Source organism: Rhizobacter sp. Root1221, assembly GCF_001425785.1.
Taxonomy (GTDB): Bacteria; Pseudomonadota; Gammaproteobacteria; order Burkholderiales; family Burkholderiaceae_C; genus Rhizobacter.
Genome location: NZ_LMDI01000008.1, coordinates 97,258 through 112,897, shown reverse-complemented (window position 1 = coordinate 112,897; position 15,640 = coordinate 97,258). Strand labels below are relative to the sequence as shown.

The 15,640-nt window shown below is 66.1% G+C and carries 16 protein-coding genes and 2 pseudogenes; 14 read left to right on the top strand and 4 right to left on the bottom strand.

Annotated elements, in window-relative coordinates; translation table 11 throughout:
- Positions 1 to 108: 108 nt before the first annotated feature.
- The 5 genes from ASC87_RS07780 (at position 109) to ASC87_RS07760 (ending at position 4,530) form a co-directional block, all read left to right on the top strand.
- On the top strand, positions 109 to 882 hold the full coding sequence (locus tag ASC87_RS07780) for an IclR family transcriptional regulator C-terminal domain-containing protein (protein WP_056659218.1): 774 nt from the start codon (positions 109 to 111) through the stop codon (positions 880 to 882).
- Positions 883 to 950: 68 nt separating this feature from the next.
- Positions 951 to 1,748, top strand: a complete 798-nt coding sequence (locus ASC87_RS07775; protein ID WP_056659329.1) for an IclR family transcriptional regulator — start codon at positions 951 to 953, stop codon at positions 1,746 to 1,748.
- A 16-nt stretch (positions 1,749 to 1,764) separates the two neighbouring features.
- Positions 1,765 to 2,691: a DMT family transporter gene (locus ASC87_RS07770; RefSeq protein ID WP_056659215.1), complete on the top strand. Its 927-nt coding sequence runs from the start codon at positions 1,765 to 1,767 to the stop codon at positions 2,689 to 2,691.
- 139 nt (positions 2,692 to 2,830) lie between these two features.
- Positions 2,831 to 4,015, top strand: coding sequence for an ATP/GTP-binding protein (locus tag ASC87_RS07765; RefSeq protein WP_056659212.1), 1,185 nt, complete (start codon positions 2,831 to 2,833; stop codon positions 4,013 to 4,015).
- Entirely contained in the window at positions 4,015 to 4,530 is a 516-nt protein-coding gene (locus ASC87_RS07760; protein WP_056659209.1) for a hypothetical protein, read from the top strand. Before ASC87_RS07765 ends, ASC87_RS07760 begins: the two co-directional genes overlap by 1 nt.
- Before the next feature lies 1 nt (position 4,531).
- Here the strand turns inward: ASC87_RS07760 and ASC87_RS07755 are convergent, their stop codons facing one another.
- The gene (locus ASC87_RS07755; RefSeq protein WP_056659206.1) at positions 4,532 to 5,164 is read right to left on the bottom strand and encodes a YitT family protein; all 633 of its coding nucleotides are present in this window, start codon (positions 5,162 to 5,164) and stop codon (positions 4,532 to 4,534) included.
- Between the two features lie 148 nt (positions 5,165 to 5,312).
- On the opposite strand from ASC87_RS07755, the gene ASC87_RS33590 reads away from it, so the two are divergent.
- The 8 genes and pseudogenes from ASC87_RS33590 (at position 5,313) to ASC87_RS07720 (ending at position 11,662) form a co-directional block, all read left to right on the top strand.
- Positions 5,313 to 6,854, top strand: coding sequence for a methyl-accepting chemotaxis protein (locus ASC87_RS33590; protein WP_056659203.1), 1,542 nt, complete (start codon positions 5,313 to 5,315; stop codon positions 6,852 to 6,854).
- 209 nt (positions 6,855 to 7,063) lie between these two features.
- Complete coding sequence (locus tag ASC87_RS07745) at positions 7,064 to 7,405, top strand: hypothetical protein (RefSeq protein ID WP_056659200.1); 342 nt, start codon at positions 7,064 to 7,066, stop codon at positions 7,403 to 7,405.
- A 97-nt stretch (positions 7,406 to 7,502) separates the two neighbouring features.
- Complete coding sequence (locus ASC87_RS07740) at positions 7,503 to 7,982, top strand: hypothetical protein (RefSeq protein WP_056659197.1); 480 nt, start codon at positions 7,503 to 7,505, stop codon at positions 7,980 to 7,982.
- Between the two features lie 79 nt (positions 7,983 to 8,061).
- Positions 8,062 to 8,488, top strand: a pseudogene (locus tag ASC87_RS30630) (tyrosine-type recombinase/integrase).
- A 101-nt stretch (positions 8,489 to 8,589) separates the two neighbouring features.
- Positions 8,590 to 9,174, top strand: a complete 585-nt coding sequence (locus ASC87_RS07735) for a hypothetical protein (protein WP_056659194.1) — start codon at positions 8,590 to 8,592, stop codon at positions 9,172 to 9,174.
- 195 nt (positions 9,175 to 9,369) lie between these two features.
- Entirely contained in the window at positions 9,370 to 9,627 is a 258-nt protein-coding gene (locus ASC87_RS33105; RefSeq protein WP_369820742.1) for a transposase, read from the top strand.
- A 16-nt stretch (positions 9,628 to 9,643) separates the two neighbouring features.
- Positions 9,644 to 10,777 (top strand): annotated as a pseudogene (locus ASC87_RS07725) (IS3 family transposase); the annotation flags it as partial.
- Positions 10,778 to 11,185: 408 nt separating this feature from the next.
- Positions 11,186 to 11,662, top strand: coding sequence for a hypothetical protein (locus ASC87_RS07720; RefSeq protein ID WP_056659188.1), 477 nt, complete (start codon positions 11,186 to 11,188; stop codon positions 11,660 to 11,662).
- Positions 11,663 to 11,766: 104 nt separating this feature from the next.
- Here the strand turns inward: ASC87_RS07720 and ASC87_RS07715 are convergent, their stop codons facing one another.
- The 3 genes from ASC87_RS07715 to ASC87_RS07705 form a co-directional block, all read right to left on the bottom strand.
- Positions 11,767 to 13,563: a S8 family peptidase gene (locus ASC87_RS07715; protein ID WP_056659185.1), complete on the bottom strand. Its 1,797-nt coding sequence runs from the start codon at positions 13,561 to 13,563 to the stop codon at positions 11,767 to 11,769.
- Positions 13,564 to 13,685: 122 nt separating this feature from the next.
- Positions 13,686 to 14,309 carry a PEP-CTERM sorting domain-containing protein gene (locus ASC87_RS07710; protein ID WP_056659182.1) on the bottom strand — a complete coding sequence of 208 codons (624 nt, stop codon included), beginning with the start codon at positions 14,307 to 14,309 and terminating at the stop codon, positions 13,686 to 13,688.
- 165 nt (positions 14,310 to 14,474) lie between these two features.
- A complete protein-coding gene (locus tag ASC87_RS07705; RefSeq protein ID WP_056659179.1) occupies positions 14,475 to 14,774 on the bottom strand; it encodes a flagellar basal body protein in 300 nt (99 codons plus the stop codon).
- 155 nt (positions 14,775 to 14,929) lie between these two features.
- Between ASC87_RS07705 and ASC87_RS07700 the strand changes: the two genes are divergently transcribed.
- Positions 14,930 to 15,517, top strand: a complete 588-nt coding sequence (locus ASC87_RS07700) for a TauD/TfdA family dioxygenase (protein WP_200954328.1) — start codon at positions 14,930 to 14,932, stop codon at positions 15,515 to 15,517.
- Positions 15,518 to 15,640: the final 123 nt, after the last annotated feature.

Below are 15,640 nucleotides of genomic sequence, written 5' to 3'. Positions count from 1 at the left end.
AGGCACACCTCGGGTTGACCACAAGACGTTTTGACCTGAAACGCGCGATGATCGCGCATAGAGCGCGGTGATCGCTCGATTTGCGGGTTTACTCGGGGCGCGACATTCATGGAAGAAGTGACGCTGGACATCGAAAAGAAGGACCTGATCGACGGGTTGGGCAAGGGCTTGCGGGTGATCGAGGCGTTCGACGACGACCATCCGCACCTCACCGCGTCGGAGGTGGCCGTGCGGGCGCAGATCACCCGCACCGCGGCGCGGCGCTACCTGCTGAGCCTGGTCCACTTCGGCTACGCCGCGGGCGACGGAAAGCACTTCTGGCTGCAACCGCGCGTGCTCCGCCTGGGACAGAGCTACCTGGCGGCGGCCCGGCTGCCGCGGCTGCTGCAGCCGTTCATCCAGCGGGTGTCCATGCGCACCGGCGAGACCGTGAACTTCAGCGTGCTCGACGGCCACGAGGTCGTGTACCTCGCCCGCAGCAGCCCGCCGCGTTTCGTGTCGATCGGGTACCAGGTGGGCGTGCGGGTTCCGGCGCACGTGGTGACGCCGGGCATCGCCATCCTGTCCACGTGGCCCGACGAGGCCATCGATGGCTGGATCGCGGACCACGAGTTCTCGTCGTTCACCGCCCAGACGGTGGTGGACGTGGCCCGCTTCCGCGAACACGTGGTCGCGGCACGCACCCTGGGGTTCTGGATGACCGAGCAGCAGCTGGACCCCGCGCTGCGCGGCATCGCGATCCCGATCAAGGACCGCAAGGGCGAGTGCCGCGGCAGCATCGGCATGACGCTGCAGTCGCAGTCGTACAGCCAGGACTCGATGCTCGAGAAGCTGTTGCCGGCCCTGCGCGAGGTGGCCGTGGAGCTGCGCCCGATCCTCTGAAGCGTCCTGGCGGGCGGCTGTGTTGTTCTGGAACTGTGTTCCAATGAGGGTAACCCCTGAGTTTGCCCGTGGCCACCCAACAAACTGCCCGCGCCATCGGCGCCCTGGAACTGCTTTGCGCCCATCCCGCCGGCCTGGCGCTGCAGGCCATCGCCGATGCGCTGGCAATGCCCAAGAGCGCGGCGCACCGCACGCTGGCCGACCTGGTCGAACTGGGCCATGCCCGGCAAGACCCCGGCACGTCGCGCTACCTGCTGAGCACCCGGCTGTTGTCCCTCGCCTTCGGCTTCCTCGGAGCCAGTGGCCTGGGCGACGTGTCGCAGCCGCTCCTCGATGCCCTGGCCGAGGCCACGGGTGAGCTGGTGCGCCTGGGCGTGATCGACGGCGGCCGGCAGGTGTGGGTCGCCAAGTCCCAGGGCGCCCGCAGCGGCCTGCGGTACGACCCGGACATGGGGCGCGAGGCCGCCTTGTCGTGCACGGCCTCTGGCCATGCCTGGCTCGCGGCGCTGAACGGCGACGACGCACTCGCGATGGTGGCCCGGCAGGGCATCGCCACGCACGACGGGCTCGGCCCGAACGCCCCGCGCACCTTGCAGGACGTGATGGCCTGCGTGTGCCGCGCGCGGGAGCGCGGCTACGCGTGGGTGGCCGACAGCTCGTCGCCCGGCTTGTCTGCCCTGGCCGCGGCCGTTCTCCACCCGTCCACGGGGGCCGTGCTGGGCACCGTCAGCATCGCGGGCCCGAGCCTGCGGCTCACCGAAGCCCGGCTGCCCGACGTGGCCCCGGCATTGCTTGCCACCGCCCGCGAGCTGGGCCTGGCCAGCAGCGGATCCGCTTTTTTTGCCGCGCGCGCCAGCGCGTCTTGACCCGACAACTCCCACGATGACCACCCAAGCTTCCCGGGACCACGCACTGCAGGGCGTGTTGTTCGTTGCCGCCGCCGTTGCCTGTTTCGCGGCACTCGACACCACCACCAAGCTGGTCACCACCGCGGTGCCGCTGGCGATGGCCGTGTGGTTCCGCTACACGTTCCAGGCCGTGGCCACCGCGGCCGTGCTGCTGCCACGGCGTGGCCTGTCGCTGCTGCACACCCGCCACCCGTGGCTGCAGCTGCTGCGCGGCGTGCTGCTGTTGGTGTCGAGCGTGCTGGGGTTCCTGGCGCTGAAGTTCACGCCGGTGGGCGAGTTCACGGCCATCATCATGCTGACGCCGCTGGTGGTCACGATGCTCGCGGCCACGTCGACCGACGAGCGCGTGTCGCCGCTGCGCTGGCTGCTCGTGTTCGGTGGGTTTTGCGGGGCGTTGATCGTGATCCGGCCCGGCCGCGAGATGTTCGACTGGTCGGGCGTGCTGCCGCTGGTGCTCGTCGGGGTGCTGAGCGCGTTCCAGTTCCTGACGGGTCGGCTCGCGCGCCTGGAAGACCCCGGCACCACCCATTTCATCACCGGGCTCGTGGGTGGACTGGCGTGTTCGGTGGTGCTGCCCTTCGTGTGGGCGTCGCTGTCGCCGGCGCTGTGGTTCGCGCTGCTGCTGATGGGGGTGTTCGGCAGCGTGGGACACCTGCTGCTGCTGTTCGGCTACACCCGCGCACCGGTGGCCACGCTGACACCTTTCCTGTACCTGCAGGTCGTGTTCGCCACGCTGGGCGGCTGGGTGGTGCTCGACCACGTGCCCGACGCGTGGGCGCTGATCGGCATCCTGACCATCTCGCTGTGCGGTGCCGGTGGCACCTGGCTGTCGTCGCTGGAGTCGCGGCGGAAGGCGGCGCCGGAGTCGCGGTACATGCCGCCGGAGGCGGAAGGCATTTGAGGCGTAAACCCCACCTCGAAGGGGTGTTAATTCGTTCTTTCTACAAAAATATGTAGAAAAGATGATTTAATCTCCCGAATTCTGTTGTGTGAAGTGTGGCGGATCCACATGGGTCCTCTCTTCGCACGGGTCCCTCCGCATGCTCCACCATTACGCTTTCAAGAACTTCCAGAGCTTTGCCGAACGCACAGAGGTGTCCTTGGTCTTGAACAGCAAGGTGCCTGCGCGTGGCTGGGAGGCGCATTCCCCAAGCGGGGAGCGCTTGACCACGGCGCTTGCCGTGATGGGGGCGAACGGCGCTGGGAAAACCGCGGCCCTCAAGCCGATGGCCTTCATCGCCTGGTTCCTGGCCAACTCGTTCCACGCTGAACCCGACAGCCGGATCCCCTTGCACCCGCATTTCGCGACGCCATCAGCGCCGACCGAGATCGAGTTTCAGGCGGAAGACGAGGACGGCGTCGTTTGGCGCTACGTCCTTCATGCCACGCCCACGCACGTCGTGCACGAAGCCTTGTACCGCAAGCAGTCTCGCTTCAACTATGTGTTTGCGCGTGATCTCGATGCGTCGGGCGAGGGTTATGTGGTGAAGCAGCAAGGCTTTGGCATGCCGCCCTCTGAAGCCGCCAAGGTGCGGCCCAACGCGTCGCTGATTTCGACGGGTCGGCAGTACAACGTGCCGATGGCTTTGCACCTGGGGCTCATGGACGTGCTCCACAACGTCACGTTGCAAGGGCGGGCCCCGGCGCTGGGCACGCACATGCACCGCGCAGCGAAACTCTTTGCCGAGAACGAACCTCTCCGGGCCCAGATGGCGCGGCTGCTTCGATCATGGGATTTCGGGTTGTCCGACGTGGTATTGCGCGAAGTCACGGCGGCGGCGTCCGAGAGCAAGGCAGGGTCGGTCTGGATGCCGTTTGGTGTGCATGAAACGCGGGACGGCAAGACACATGAGCTGGCCTTCTGGGACGAGTCCAGCGGCACCCAGTCCGCATTTGTGCTGTTGTGGCGCTTGCTGTCTGCGCTGTCCGGAGGCGGTGTGGCGATCATCGACGAGGCCGATTCAGACTTGCATCCGCACATGTTGGAGCCCGTGCTGGAGCTCTTCACGAACGAGGTGACGAACCCTCACCACGCGCAGTTGATCTTCAGCACGCACACGACGCACGTGCTCTCGTTCCTGCAGAAGTCACAGGTGCTGTTCGTCGAGAAGGAAGTCTGCGAGAGTTCGGCCTATCGGGCCGACACCATCAAGGGGCTGCGCTCCGATGACAACCTGTTTGCCAAGTACATGGCTGGCGCGCTGGGCGCTGTTCCGCAGATCTGATGGCGGCTCGTGCAGCGCCGTTCCGCCGCCAGGTGCGCACGACGGTGCTCCTGGTCGGCGAAGGATTTTCGGAAGTAGAACTTCTGAAACACTTGCGTTCCCTGTACACCACGAACGGGAATGGATTCACCGCGGCCGTTCGCAACGCCCACGGCAAGGGCGCCGGCAACGTCGTTGATCACGCGATTCGACAGGCAAGGCAAGCCGAGTACGACCACAAGGCCGTCCTGCTCGACACGGACGCCGACTGGACCGAAGCGGTTCGGAGACGGGCACGTTCTGAGTCGATTGTGATCATCCAGTCTGCCCCCTGTCTGGAGGCGTGGTTGCTCGACGTGCGTGGTCACGGCAGGGAGCGGGGCAGCGCCGAACACAAGCGGGAGTTTCTGGTCCGCTGTGGCTTTCCCGCTCACGATGCCAGGGTCTATCCCCAGCATTTCACGCGCGAGATTCTGGATGCAGCCCGGCCACGTGTCGCCACGCTGGATGCCTTGCTGAGGGTATTCGGGGTGTGACTCACAGCACCGCATACCGCCCCGGCCGGTGGTTCACCGCGATGAAGAGGTTCATCACCACCGCCCCGAGCACCGAGTAGGCCACGCGCGACGGTTCGATCATCGTGAGGGCGAGCGCGAGGATGCTGCAGTCGATCACCATCTGCACCGTGCCGGCGCGCCAGTTGCGCGATTGCTGCAGGTACAGCGACACCACGGTGGCGCCGCCCAGGCTCGCGCGGTGCCGCGCGAGGAACAGGCATCCCGAGCCCAGCAGCAGCCCGCCCAGCACGGCGGCGTAGGCGGGGTGCAGGCGTTCGATGGCAAAGAGCTGCGGCGACCACTCGGCCATGGCCGAGAGCAGGCTGATGGCCACGAACGTCTTCAGCGTGAACTCCCGGCCCATGCGCCGCCACGCGAACCAGTAGAAGGGCAGGTTGATCGCGAAGAACAGCTTGCCGAGGCTGATGCCGGTGGCGTAGTGCAGCACGAAGGCGGCGCCGGCCGTGCCCCCCGTCATCAGCCCCACCTGGGCGTAGAGGATCAGCGCGAGCGAGACGAACAGCGTGCCGGTGAAGATGGCCTGGGCGTCTTCGAACGGCGTGTGCACCTGGACGGCTGCTGCGGTGGCTTGGGGCGGAGAGGTCGTGGCCATGGGGACAGTGTGCCAGCGCGCATTCGGTCACGGAATCCGGCCGATCGGGGTTGATACGGATCAAGCCAAGGCGCCCTTGCGCCGACAACCGAAGGCGATCCTGTCTCCTGCGAGGAGGCGGGACGCGGGATCAACCCTGCGACCTCCTATGAAACAACTGTCTTTCTCGATCCGCCTGCGCCTGATGGCGGTGGCACTCACGGCCGCGATGCTGGGGGTGGCGGCCTACACGGCCGTCTCGTACTACAACGCGTCGATCGAGCAGCGCCTGAGCACCACCCGCGCGGTGGTGCAGCAATCGATGGCCATCGCCGAGAAACTGCACGCGGAAGAAAAGGCCGGCAAGCTCACCACGGCGGATGCCCAGGCCAAGGCCAAGGCGGCCGTGATGGCGATCCGCTACGAAGGCAACGAATACGTCTTCATCAACGACATGCACCCGCGCATGGTGGGCCATCCCATCAAGCCCGAGCTCGATGGCAAGGACCTCACCGACAACAAGGACCCGGACGGCAAGTACCTGTTCCGCGAGTTCGTTGCCGTCGTGAAGGCCAAGGGCAGCGGTTATGTCGACTACCTGTGGCCGAAGGTGGGCAGCCAGGACCCGGTCCCCAAGCGTTCCTACGTGGCCGGTTTCGCCCCGTGGGGCTGGGTGATCGGTTCGGGCATCTACATCGACGTGGTGCGTGCCGACGCGTTCCGCTTTGCCGGTGTGAGCCTCGGCGTGGGCCTGGCCGTGAGCCTGCTGATGTTCGTGTTCGTGCACCGCCTGGCCGGTTCGCTGCAACGCCGCCTGCAACAGGCCGAGTCGGCACTCGATGCCATCGCGGTGGGCAACCTGGCCGCCGACGTGGTGGTGGGCCCGGCCGACGAGATCGGGCGCCTGATGGCCTCCGTGGCCCGCACCCGGTCGAGCCTGGCCGAGGTGATGGGCCAGGTACGCCAGTCGAGCGAAGGCGTGGCCTCGGCCAGCGCGGAGATCGCGCTTGGCAACCAGGACCTCTCGGCTCGCACCGAGACGATGGCGTCGAACCTCCAGCGCACCGCGAGCTCGATGTCGCAGATGACCAGCGCGGTGGGCCAGTCCACCGACGCCGCCCGCCAGGCCAACCAGCTCGCCACCTCGGCTGCCGACGTGGCGCACCGCGGCGGCGACGTGGTGGCGCAGGTCGTCGAGACGATGCGCGAGATCCAGGACAGTTCGGGCCGCATCGCCGACATCATCGGCGTGATCGACGGCATCGCGTTCCAGACCAACATCCTCGCCCTGAACGCCGCGGTCGAGGCCGCCCGCGCGGGCGAGCAGGGCCGCGGGTTCGCGGTGGTGGCGAGCGAGGTGCGTTCGCTCGCGCAACGTTCCGCCCAGGCCGCCAAGGAAATCAAGACGCTGATCGGCACGTCGGTGGACCGCGTGGACTCGGGCTCCCGCCTCGTGAAGGAGGCCGGTTCGACGATGGCCGAGATCGTGGCCAGCGTCCAGCGGGTGACCGACATCATCGCGGAGATCTCCGCATCGTCGGTGGAGCAGCAGGGCAACATCGGCCAGATCCATGGTGCGGTGACCGAGCTCGACCAGGTGACGCAGCAGAACGCCGCGCTCGTCGAGGAATCGGCCGCCGCGGCGGAAAGCCTCAAGGAGCAGGCCGTGCAGTTGTCCGGGGTGCTGGGGCGATTTACGCTGCCGGGTTGATGGGTGGGGTTGGAGCTGGTTCCATAATTTTTTCCGCCTGGGACTGTTCAGCGCAGGACATGACGTGACGAGGTGCTTCACCCCCCTGGGCCTCCTGGCGAACAAGGGGGCCCCGGGCCGCAGGGAAGGGCCGCTTTGCAGCGGAAGCGGACACGCGGCCTTTCGGATTTAAGATCCGCCGTGTCGATCCACTTGAACCCTCCGGCCTCATGTCGAGCAAGCGCGCGTTAAAAGAGTTGTTCCACAGTTGGGTCGCATTGCAGGGCGGCATCGCCCTTTATCCGAAGGGGATCAACGAATTCCTTTTTACTGCCGGGTTCCCACGTCACTACGAAGAGCTGGAAGCCAGTCGCAAGGCGTTGGACAAGCTGGGTCTCTATGAAATTCTGCTGAATGCATTGACCCGGGCAGAGACGTTGGCGAAGGACGGCAACTACGACGACGCTGAAATGGTCGTGCTGGAGGCAGGGCGACTGCTAGGAGCTGCCTCAGGTGCTCATGACGACCTTCGTCGGCTCTACACCGCGGCGAACGATCCCAAGAAAACCTAGTGTCCGCTCCCAGCCTGAGGACAAACCTAAACTGAAGCGGCCGGTGCTCTACGCGGGAAGCAGACACGGCGCCCGTTCATAGATGATTGATTCCTACATGCAACTCACGTCCGTTAATCTCGATCAGCTCAGCGCGCTCGTCCATGACGTCAAGCTTCCTCCGACGCAGCGGTTCGCCGTTCCGGAGTTCAAAGTTCTCTCCTACAAGGGGCAATACCAAAGCCGTGCAGATGCAATCTACATTTTGGCCACTGCCAAGGCGGCGCATGAAGCTTGGTACAGCCACGGACTCGTCATTGACTTTGGTGAACTCCACTACCGAGGTGGAGATGAGATGGCCTGGGTGCTCCAGGTTGGCCAGCAGCCGCCCTTGGACTGCCCGTTCCCGCTTGCGTTCGTCGTCGGGCCAGGTTGCGAGGCCGGCCTGCGGTCGCTCTTAGAGCTCGGTCTGCAGCGGCCTGTAACGTTCAAAGAGTACTGCACTGATTCACTGGAAAGTGCGGTCAAGCTCGTCGCTGCCAAACGCACAGCGTTCCAACACTGCCGCGACCAATGGCTCAAAACTCCAAAGAATTGATCCCGGTCATGCGTCGGCTTCGCCGTCCGCTTTCAGCCTAGCGGGCGCGGCCGGGCCCGAACAGGCTTCTGCCAACCATGTGCCCTGGAACAAGGGCAAAGCTCGTCGGGCAGAAGTCCCCGCTGCGGCCCAAAGACATTTGGGCCATCCGTGTCCGGCTCCAGATCCAGCGAAAGCTCGAGGGATTCCAGTCCGGAGTGAATGGCACACGCACACTTGCGGACGGGCGATTTCCTGTTTCCCGGTCGGTGTGATGGCCGTGGGCACCTCGGAACGAGGCAGTACGCACGAATTCTTCACCGTTGGATCCAGCAGATCGGGCTCGACGCGGAAGACTTCGGCACACACTCGATCCGTCGTACGAAAGCGACCTTGATCTACAGGCGCACGAAGAACCTCCGCGCTGTCCAACTCCTGCTCTGCCACACCAAGCTCGACACACCGTTCGATACCTCGGCATCGAGGTGGAGGATGCGATCGAGCTTGCCGAGCAGACTGAGTTCTGATCGCTCCGTCCACTGGGGACGTTGCCTCCGCAGGCGGAAGATGACATGGTTCAGTTAGGCTTCGCTCTCATGCCATTCCCCTGAACGCCGGAGACCACCGAATGTTTGCCGCACTGCGCCGCGCTTGGCAGCGGTACGTTGCTTCACTTCCCGCGCCCCCGGAGGAGGAGCACGTCTCGGACACCGACGCCATGAACGAGTTTCGTCCGCCGCCTGTGGACCGCAATGTTGTCGCGGCGTTCACCGCGCTCGCCACGTGCGTCCTCTCGCACATGCCCGAGGGCGAACGCGAAGCGCAGACTCGCAAGCTGAGGTCGCGTCTGAACAGGAAGACAAGCCCCGCTGAGGCGCTCGGCGCCTGGATTCAAGCGAACAGCGGCCCGAAGTCGAAGGTGGGCGTCATTGCGGTTGACTGGAAAGCGCGTGAAGAGGTCTTGTGGCAAGCCAGGAGGCTATGTGCGGCCCATGGCGTTTCAACGGGTTGGGCGTACGACCATGGAACCGACGAAGAATGGAAAAGCTGGCAGGAACGAAAAGAGGTTCCCGTCGACAGTCCGTTACGGGGTTTCGCCATCGCATTGCAGCCCACGCGGATCGTCCTTCTTCGCTTCTCGGTCGATGACACGGTGTGCGCCTTTGCGGTCGGTCGGGACCGCGGAGACGAGGTCTGTCGTGGTTCAATCTGATCGGACAGGTCGATGAGGGCTTGTATCCCCTGAGACCGAGAAGAGCATGACAGACAAGACGCAACGCCGACCACGCCGAAGCATTGAGCCGGCGTTCAAGCTGCAAGTGGTGAAGATGATCCGAGAGCAAGGCCTGAGCGTGTCGCAGGTCTGCAAGGACCTGGAGTTGACCGACAGCGCGGTGNGGCGTTCAAGCTGCAAGTGGTGAAGATGATCCGAGAGCAAGGCCTGAGCGTGTCGCAGGTCTGCAAGGACCTGGAGTTGACCGACAGCGCGGTGCGCAATTGGCTCAAACAGTTCGGCGAAGAGGCTGCGGGCCGCCCCGGTGTCGGCAAGCCGCTGACGCCGGAGCAGCAGCGCATTCGTCAGCTCGAAGCTGAGAACCAGCAACTCAAATCAGACAACGCATTGTTAAAAAAAGCCTCGGCCTTCTTCGCCCGGGAAATGAAGTGATCCATCATTTGATGGNCTCGAAGCTGAGAACCAGCAACTCAAATCAGACAACGCATTGTTAAAAAAAGCCTCGGCCTTCTTCGCCCGGGAAATGAAGTGATCCATCATTTGATGGAGAGCTCCGTCAACGCGAAGAAGGCCTCGGTGAGCCAGTGGTGCCGGGTGCTGGGCGTGAGCCGATCGGGCGTCTACGCGGCCCGCCAGAGGCTGCGTGAGCCCAAGCAAGCGAGGCCCTTGGTCGTGCATGCCAAAGCCGCGTTCGAGGCCAGCGGCCGCAACTACGGAAGCCGCCGATTGAGCGCGGTGCTGCGAGCTAACGGCCTGATGGTAGGTCGGTACCAGGTGCGTCGGTTGATGCGCGACAACGGCCTGCTACCCCGTTGGCGGCGCAAGTTCGTTCACACCACGGACAGCCGGCACAAGCTGCCTGTGGCCGGCAACGTGCTGAATCGCCGCTTCAGCCCGGCGCGGCCCGTTGGCGGCGCAAGTTCGTTCACACCACGGACAGCCGGCACAAGCTGCCTGTGGCCGGCAACGTGCTGAATCGCCGCTTCAGCCCGGCGCGGCCCAACGAGGCGTGGGTGAGCGACATGACCTACATCCGCACTCGCAGCGGCTGGCTGTACTTGGCAGTGGTGCTGGACCTGTTCTCGCGCAAGATTGTGGGCTGGGCGATGGCCCCCAGCATGCCATCGGAGCTCGTGTGCGCCGCACTGAACCTGGCCATCATCAGCCGCAAGCCAGCGCCGGGCTTGGTGGTGCATTCGGACAGAGGCAGCCAGTACGCCAGTAAAGACCACACCGACTTGCTCGACCGCCATGGCCTGGTGTGCAGCATGAGCCGCAAGGGCAACTGCTGGGACAACGCGGTGATGGAACGCTTCTTCTTGAACCCGACTTGCTCGACCGCCATGGCCTGGTGTGCAGCATGAGCCGCAAGGGCAACTGCTGGGACAACGCGGTGATGGAACGCTTCTTCTTGAACCTGAAGATGGAGCGGGTGTGGCAAGGCGACTATGCCAACCATGCAGAAGCGCAGGCCGACATCGCCGACTACATCACCAGCTTCTACAACCCGGTGCGGCTGCATTCGACGTTGGGATATCGATCCCCCAGCCACTACGAACAGCAGCACGCCGCCGCCCAATAGAGTTCAACGTTCCCTTATCGGGCCGTCCGAAGAAGCTTGACCACGACAGGCCGCCGTATCGGCCGCCGACACCACGGATGAGTGATATCGATCCCCCAGCCACTACGAACAGCAGCACGCCGCCGCCCAATAGAGTTCAACGTTCCCTTATCGGGCCGTCCGAAGAAGCTTGACCACGACAGTCCTTGACCTTTGCCGGGTTCTTGGAATTGAGGTCGTTCTGGAACGCTAGTTTGCTGCCTGGCGCTCGGCGAGGAGCTTCACAAGGACCGCTCTCAGCCGAGGTTATGTGAAAACGCATTAGGGTCTGCGATTTCAGTGTCGCGACACCCCCTGGTCTGTTGGCGTTCGTCGATCCTGACGCGATCTGAGGGGTCGCCATTCAATCAAGCCCTTCGCAAGCGAAAAATGAGAGATTGCTTCTTCGACCCAGTTTCAACAAGTGCCGCCCTGCCGGAGGCGGTGCGGCTTGCTCGCGAGATCTATTCTCTGCACGAAGCCGGGGCCGACTATTCGACAGAACTCAAGCAGTTGGGACGAACCGTCGGCCAAATCGTTTCGCTGCAGCAAGTCCGGGGAGCCTTTGGATCAATTGCCCCAGAGACGTTCGCGCGGAAGTCCTTGGTGAACTGGCGTGAACTGCCAACCGGCGCCACCGAGGAAGAGATGCTTGAGATGCTTCAGCTTGTTTGTGTTGCCAAGGGCTCCGAGTTCCAACTCGAGTACTGGGTGCAATGCTTACGCGTCAACACAGGCGACGAACGCTTGAGCGACTTAATCTTCTGGCCCGACGCGTACTTTGGTCGACCCATTGCACAGGAACTGACGGCCGCGGAAATCCTTGATGTGGCGCTCGGCCGGACGGGGGGCCACCGTGCCCTCTAGCGTGGCACTAGACGCCGAATCGCTTCGGATCGAACTGCATGGAGCCGTCGGCAAGCAGCCGGCCGCCGTGCAGGCAGGATTGATCCGCCACCGCTCGCGAACGTCTAGTTCAAGCTCAGCGTGTACTTCCCGTCCACGCCCCCGGTCAGGCCGAGGTAGTACCGCACGCGCACGTAGTAGGTGGCCGCCGCGCCGCCCGCGTTCGTCACCAACACCGTGTCCGGTGCGCCCGTGGTGTTGATACTGCGCCCCACCTCCGTGCCGCTGGCGTTGTAGACGTACAGGTTGTAGTCCGACCAGATGTTCGATACCAGCGTGGCGGTGAGTCGCTGGCCGGCAGCCACGCTCACGCGGAAGTAGTCGTTGTCGCTGCTGCTGGCGATGGCGCCCGCGATGCTCACCGGCCTGGTCACCGCCTGCGCCGTGCCCAAGCTGTTGTCGGGCTCGACCTCCGCCACGGTGGGAGGCGGTGGCGGCGGGTTGATGCCCATGGCAGCGTCGACCGCCGCGCTCGCGTTCACGATGCCGGCGCCGCACTGCGCGCACGTGGACGGGAACGGGCGCGCAGTGGCCTTGAGCTTCGCGGCGACGTCGTCCGGTGTGAGCGACGCGTTCTTCGACAGCATCAGCGCGACGACGCCGGCCACGTGGGGCGTGGCCATCGACGTGCCCTGGCAATGCGCATAGGTGTCGGAACCCGGCGTCGTGGCGCCGGCGTTCAGCGTGGACAGGACGCCGTCGGCGGTGCCGAAGAGCATCTCGCCGCCCGGGGCCGCCACGGCCACCTTGGCGCCGTAGTTCGAGTAGTACGCCTTGCCGCCGCTGCGGGTGACGGCCGCCACGGTGACCACGCCCGCGCAGCTGGCTGGCGAATAGTTCGCCGCGTCGTCGTTCGAGTTGCCGGCCGCCACCACCACCACCGTGCCGCGGCCGCGCGCCAAGTTGATCGCGTTCTGCGACGTGATGTCGCAGGCCCCGCCGCCGCCGAGCGACATGTTGATCACACGCGCCGCGTTGGGATTGGCGGGCAGGCCGGACACGGTGCCGCCGGAGGCCCACACGATGCCGGCCGCGATGTCGGACATGTAGCCGCCGCAGCGCCCCAGCACGCGCACGGGCAGGATCTTCGCGTTGAACGCCACACCGGCCACGCCGCTCGCGTTGTTGGACACGGCGGCGATCGTGCCGGCCACGTGCGTGCCGTGCCAGCTGCTGGTCTCGTCCTGCAGGGGCAGTCCGCCACAGGCGCCGGCCAGGACATGGTCGCCGGGGTCGCGCGCATCGTTGTCGCGTGCCGTGCCGTCGCTGGCGATGAAGGTGTCCATGATCATGTCGTAACCGGGCAGCACGTTGGCCGCCAGGTCGGCATGCGGGCGGTAGCCGGTGTCGAGCACGGCCACGACCACGCCCGACCCCGTGGACTTGTCCCAAGCCTCCGGCAAGTTGATGCCGGCCGTGGCCTCGAAGTAGTGCCACTGCTGGCCGTACTGCGTGTCGTTGGGCGCGAACTGCGGATGGAGGACGCGGTCGGGCTCGGCGTATTCCACCTCGGGGTCGCTCGCCATGATGTCGCGCGCGATGGCCTGCACGTCGGCATGCGCGAGCGCGCGGTCCAGCCGCATCACGTGCGCCTCGAACACGCCGATGCGCAGAGGCGTGAGCTGCACGCCACGGCGCAGGGCGGCGTCCTGCGCCGCGCGGTGCAGCAGGCCGCGCTGCGCCGCAGCGGCGCCGGTGCCGTCGCGGTACTTGACGATGAGCCGGTCAGTGGGCGAGGCCTGTGCGACGGCAGTGGCGCCGCCCGGGCCGCCGGCGAGGACGGCCTGCGGGCCGAGCGTGGCGCCGACAAGGACGCCGAGGGCGAGGCGGTGCGCGGCCCGCCCCCACGGGGTCGATGACATGGCAGTCCTCCTTGAATGACGCCTCGCTGGATCCGGGGGGGGCGGTGCGGCGCGCCCACGAGGCGCCGCCAAACCGACTGGCGCGGGTCAGGAGCGGATCTCGGCGCAGCCAGCCGCGCCCGTCAACGCGACCGCCGCCGGCTCCCCGCCACGGCCAGTCCCAGCCCGGCGAGGGCGAGCGCCAGCGTGCCGGGTTCCGGCACCGGGGTGGCCAGGCGGGTGTTGGTCGCGCCGGTGTACGTGGACATGGCCCCGTACCAGGTGCCGCCCTCCGATCCCACCGAGCCATCCACTTCCTGGTGCCACTCCTGGTCGAGGCCGGGCGGGTGCGACGCCCAGGGCACGGTCACCGGCTGGAACCACATCCGCAGCTGGTACAGGGCGGGGTCGCCTTCGTCCGCGAACACGGCCCCCAGCGCGAACGTGACCCTGCGCCGATAGCAGGCCGGCGCCTCGAATTCGCAGGCGACCGGCGTGTTCTCGACGATGACGTCGCCGCCGGAACCGGAGAAGCCCTTGAAATTCCATTCGTCATGCGCGGTGAAGGCGAAGTCGCGCACGGCGTTCGCGTAGAACGATCGGGACGGCGACGGGTCGAGGTCGGGCCAGCCGGTCTCGTGCTGGATGTAGCCCCAACTCCATCGGTAGCCCCAGTCGATCTGGAACAGGTCGGCGCGGGCGGCGGCCGGGGCGAACCCGGCGGCGACGGCCAGCGCGGCCGCGAGGGTGCGGAACGCTGCATTCATGCGGAACCTCCCATGGGCCGCGCGTGCGGCGGCCTGCGTGTACTCTAGCGGGCGTGCGGCCGCCGCTCAAGGCGCGACCCTGTTGACGGCTCCTGGCGCGGGCGGCACGGCGGCCTGAGAGCGCACTGCATCCTGCTGGACGCCGGAGAACAGTCGGGCGTCTTGTCAGGCGTTGGTGTCGAACAGCGACCCGAGCAGGCGGTCGCTGGTGCGGAACACGGCGAGGTTGGCGAGGAACGCGTTCTTCGACTGCAGCAGGCCCACGATGTCGGTTTCCATCGCGGGGCCCACGTCTTCGGCCTGCGTGAGCGTGGTGGTCACGCCGCCCGACGGGGCTTCCGCCTGCACCACCTGCTGCCGGCGGAAGCCGTCGGTGTTCAGGTTGGCGATGTTGTGCGCCGACGTGCGCAGCCCGGCCTGTGCGGCGTTCATGCCGGAGAGGGCGAGGGCAGGGGCGGCGATCATGAGCCCAGTTTAGGCCCGCTCGCCGCCGCCACGGTGTCGGCGAGCGCGCACGATCTCACGGTCAAAGGCGGATCACCCCTGGAGGGCTGTTCGTCCACACACACGGGGCTGTTGCGAAACGGCATGCGGGCGGTGGAAGCTGCTCCGTGATCAGCATGGTTCTGGCCGACGGCCTGAAGGCCGAACACCGCTTCGGCGCCCGGGCGCGTTACCCGGCCGACAGCGCGCTCGCCAAGCGCCTGGCCGCGAACCCGCTGGTCTCGATCCACCCGGTGGTGCGTGTGCACCCGGAGACCGGTGAACGCGCGCTGTTCGTGAATCCCGGTTTCACATCCCACCTGCTCGACGTGTCACCGAGCCAGAGCGACCAGCTGCTCGACCTCTTTTTCGAGCAGGTCACGAAACCCGCCTACACCACGCGTTTTCGGTGGCACAACGGCGACATCGCGTTCTGGGACAACCGCGCCACCGCGCACCTCGCGCCGCAGGACCTGGACCACCTCGATGTGGCGCGTGTGCTGTACCGCACCACCATCACGGGCGACGTGCCGGTGGGACCGGATGGCTTCCGCTCGCAATCGGTGGAAGGGGCGTTCTTCGGTGTGGCCGAGCCGGAGGCGCTGAAGCAGTACAACGCGCAGAAGCCGGCGCGGGAAATTGGGCCCCCCACGTCGCTTCGCTCCTGCCCCCCCGTGGGGGGCGCCCGCGGTCGCCCGGGGGACCCGGGCTCGGCGGTGGCTTGATCGGACGCTTCGCTTCGCTTGCTCTCACATCCCGTGGCGGCGACGGGGTGCGGGCCTGGTCAAAATCCAGCTGGCGAGAGGTCAAATCGGCTATGCTGGGGCACGCCCGGAGGTGCATTCGGC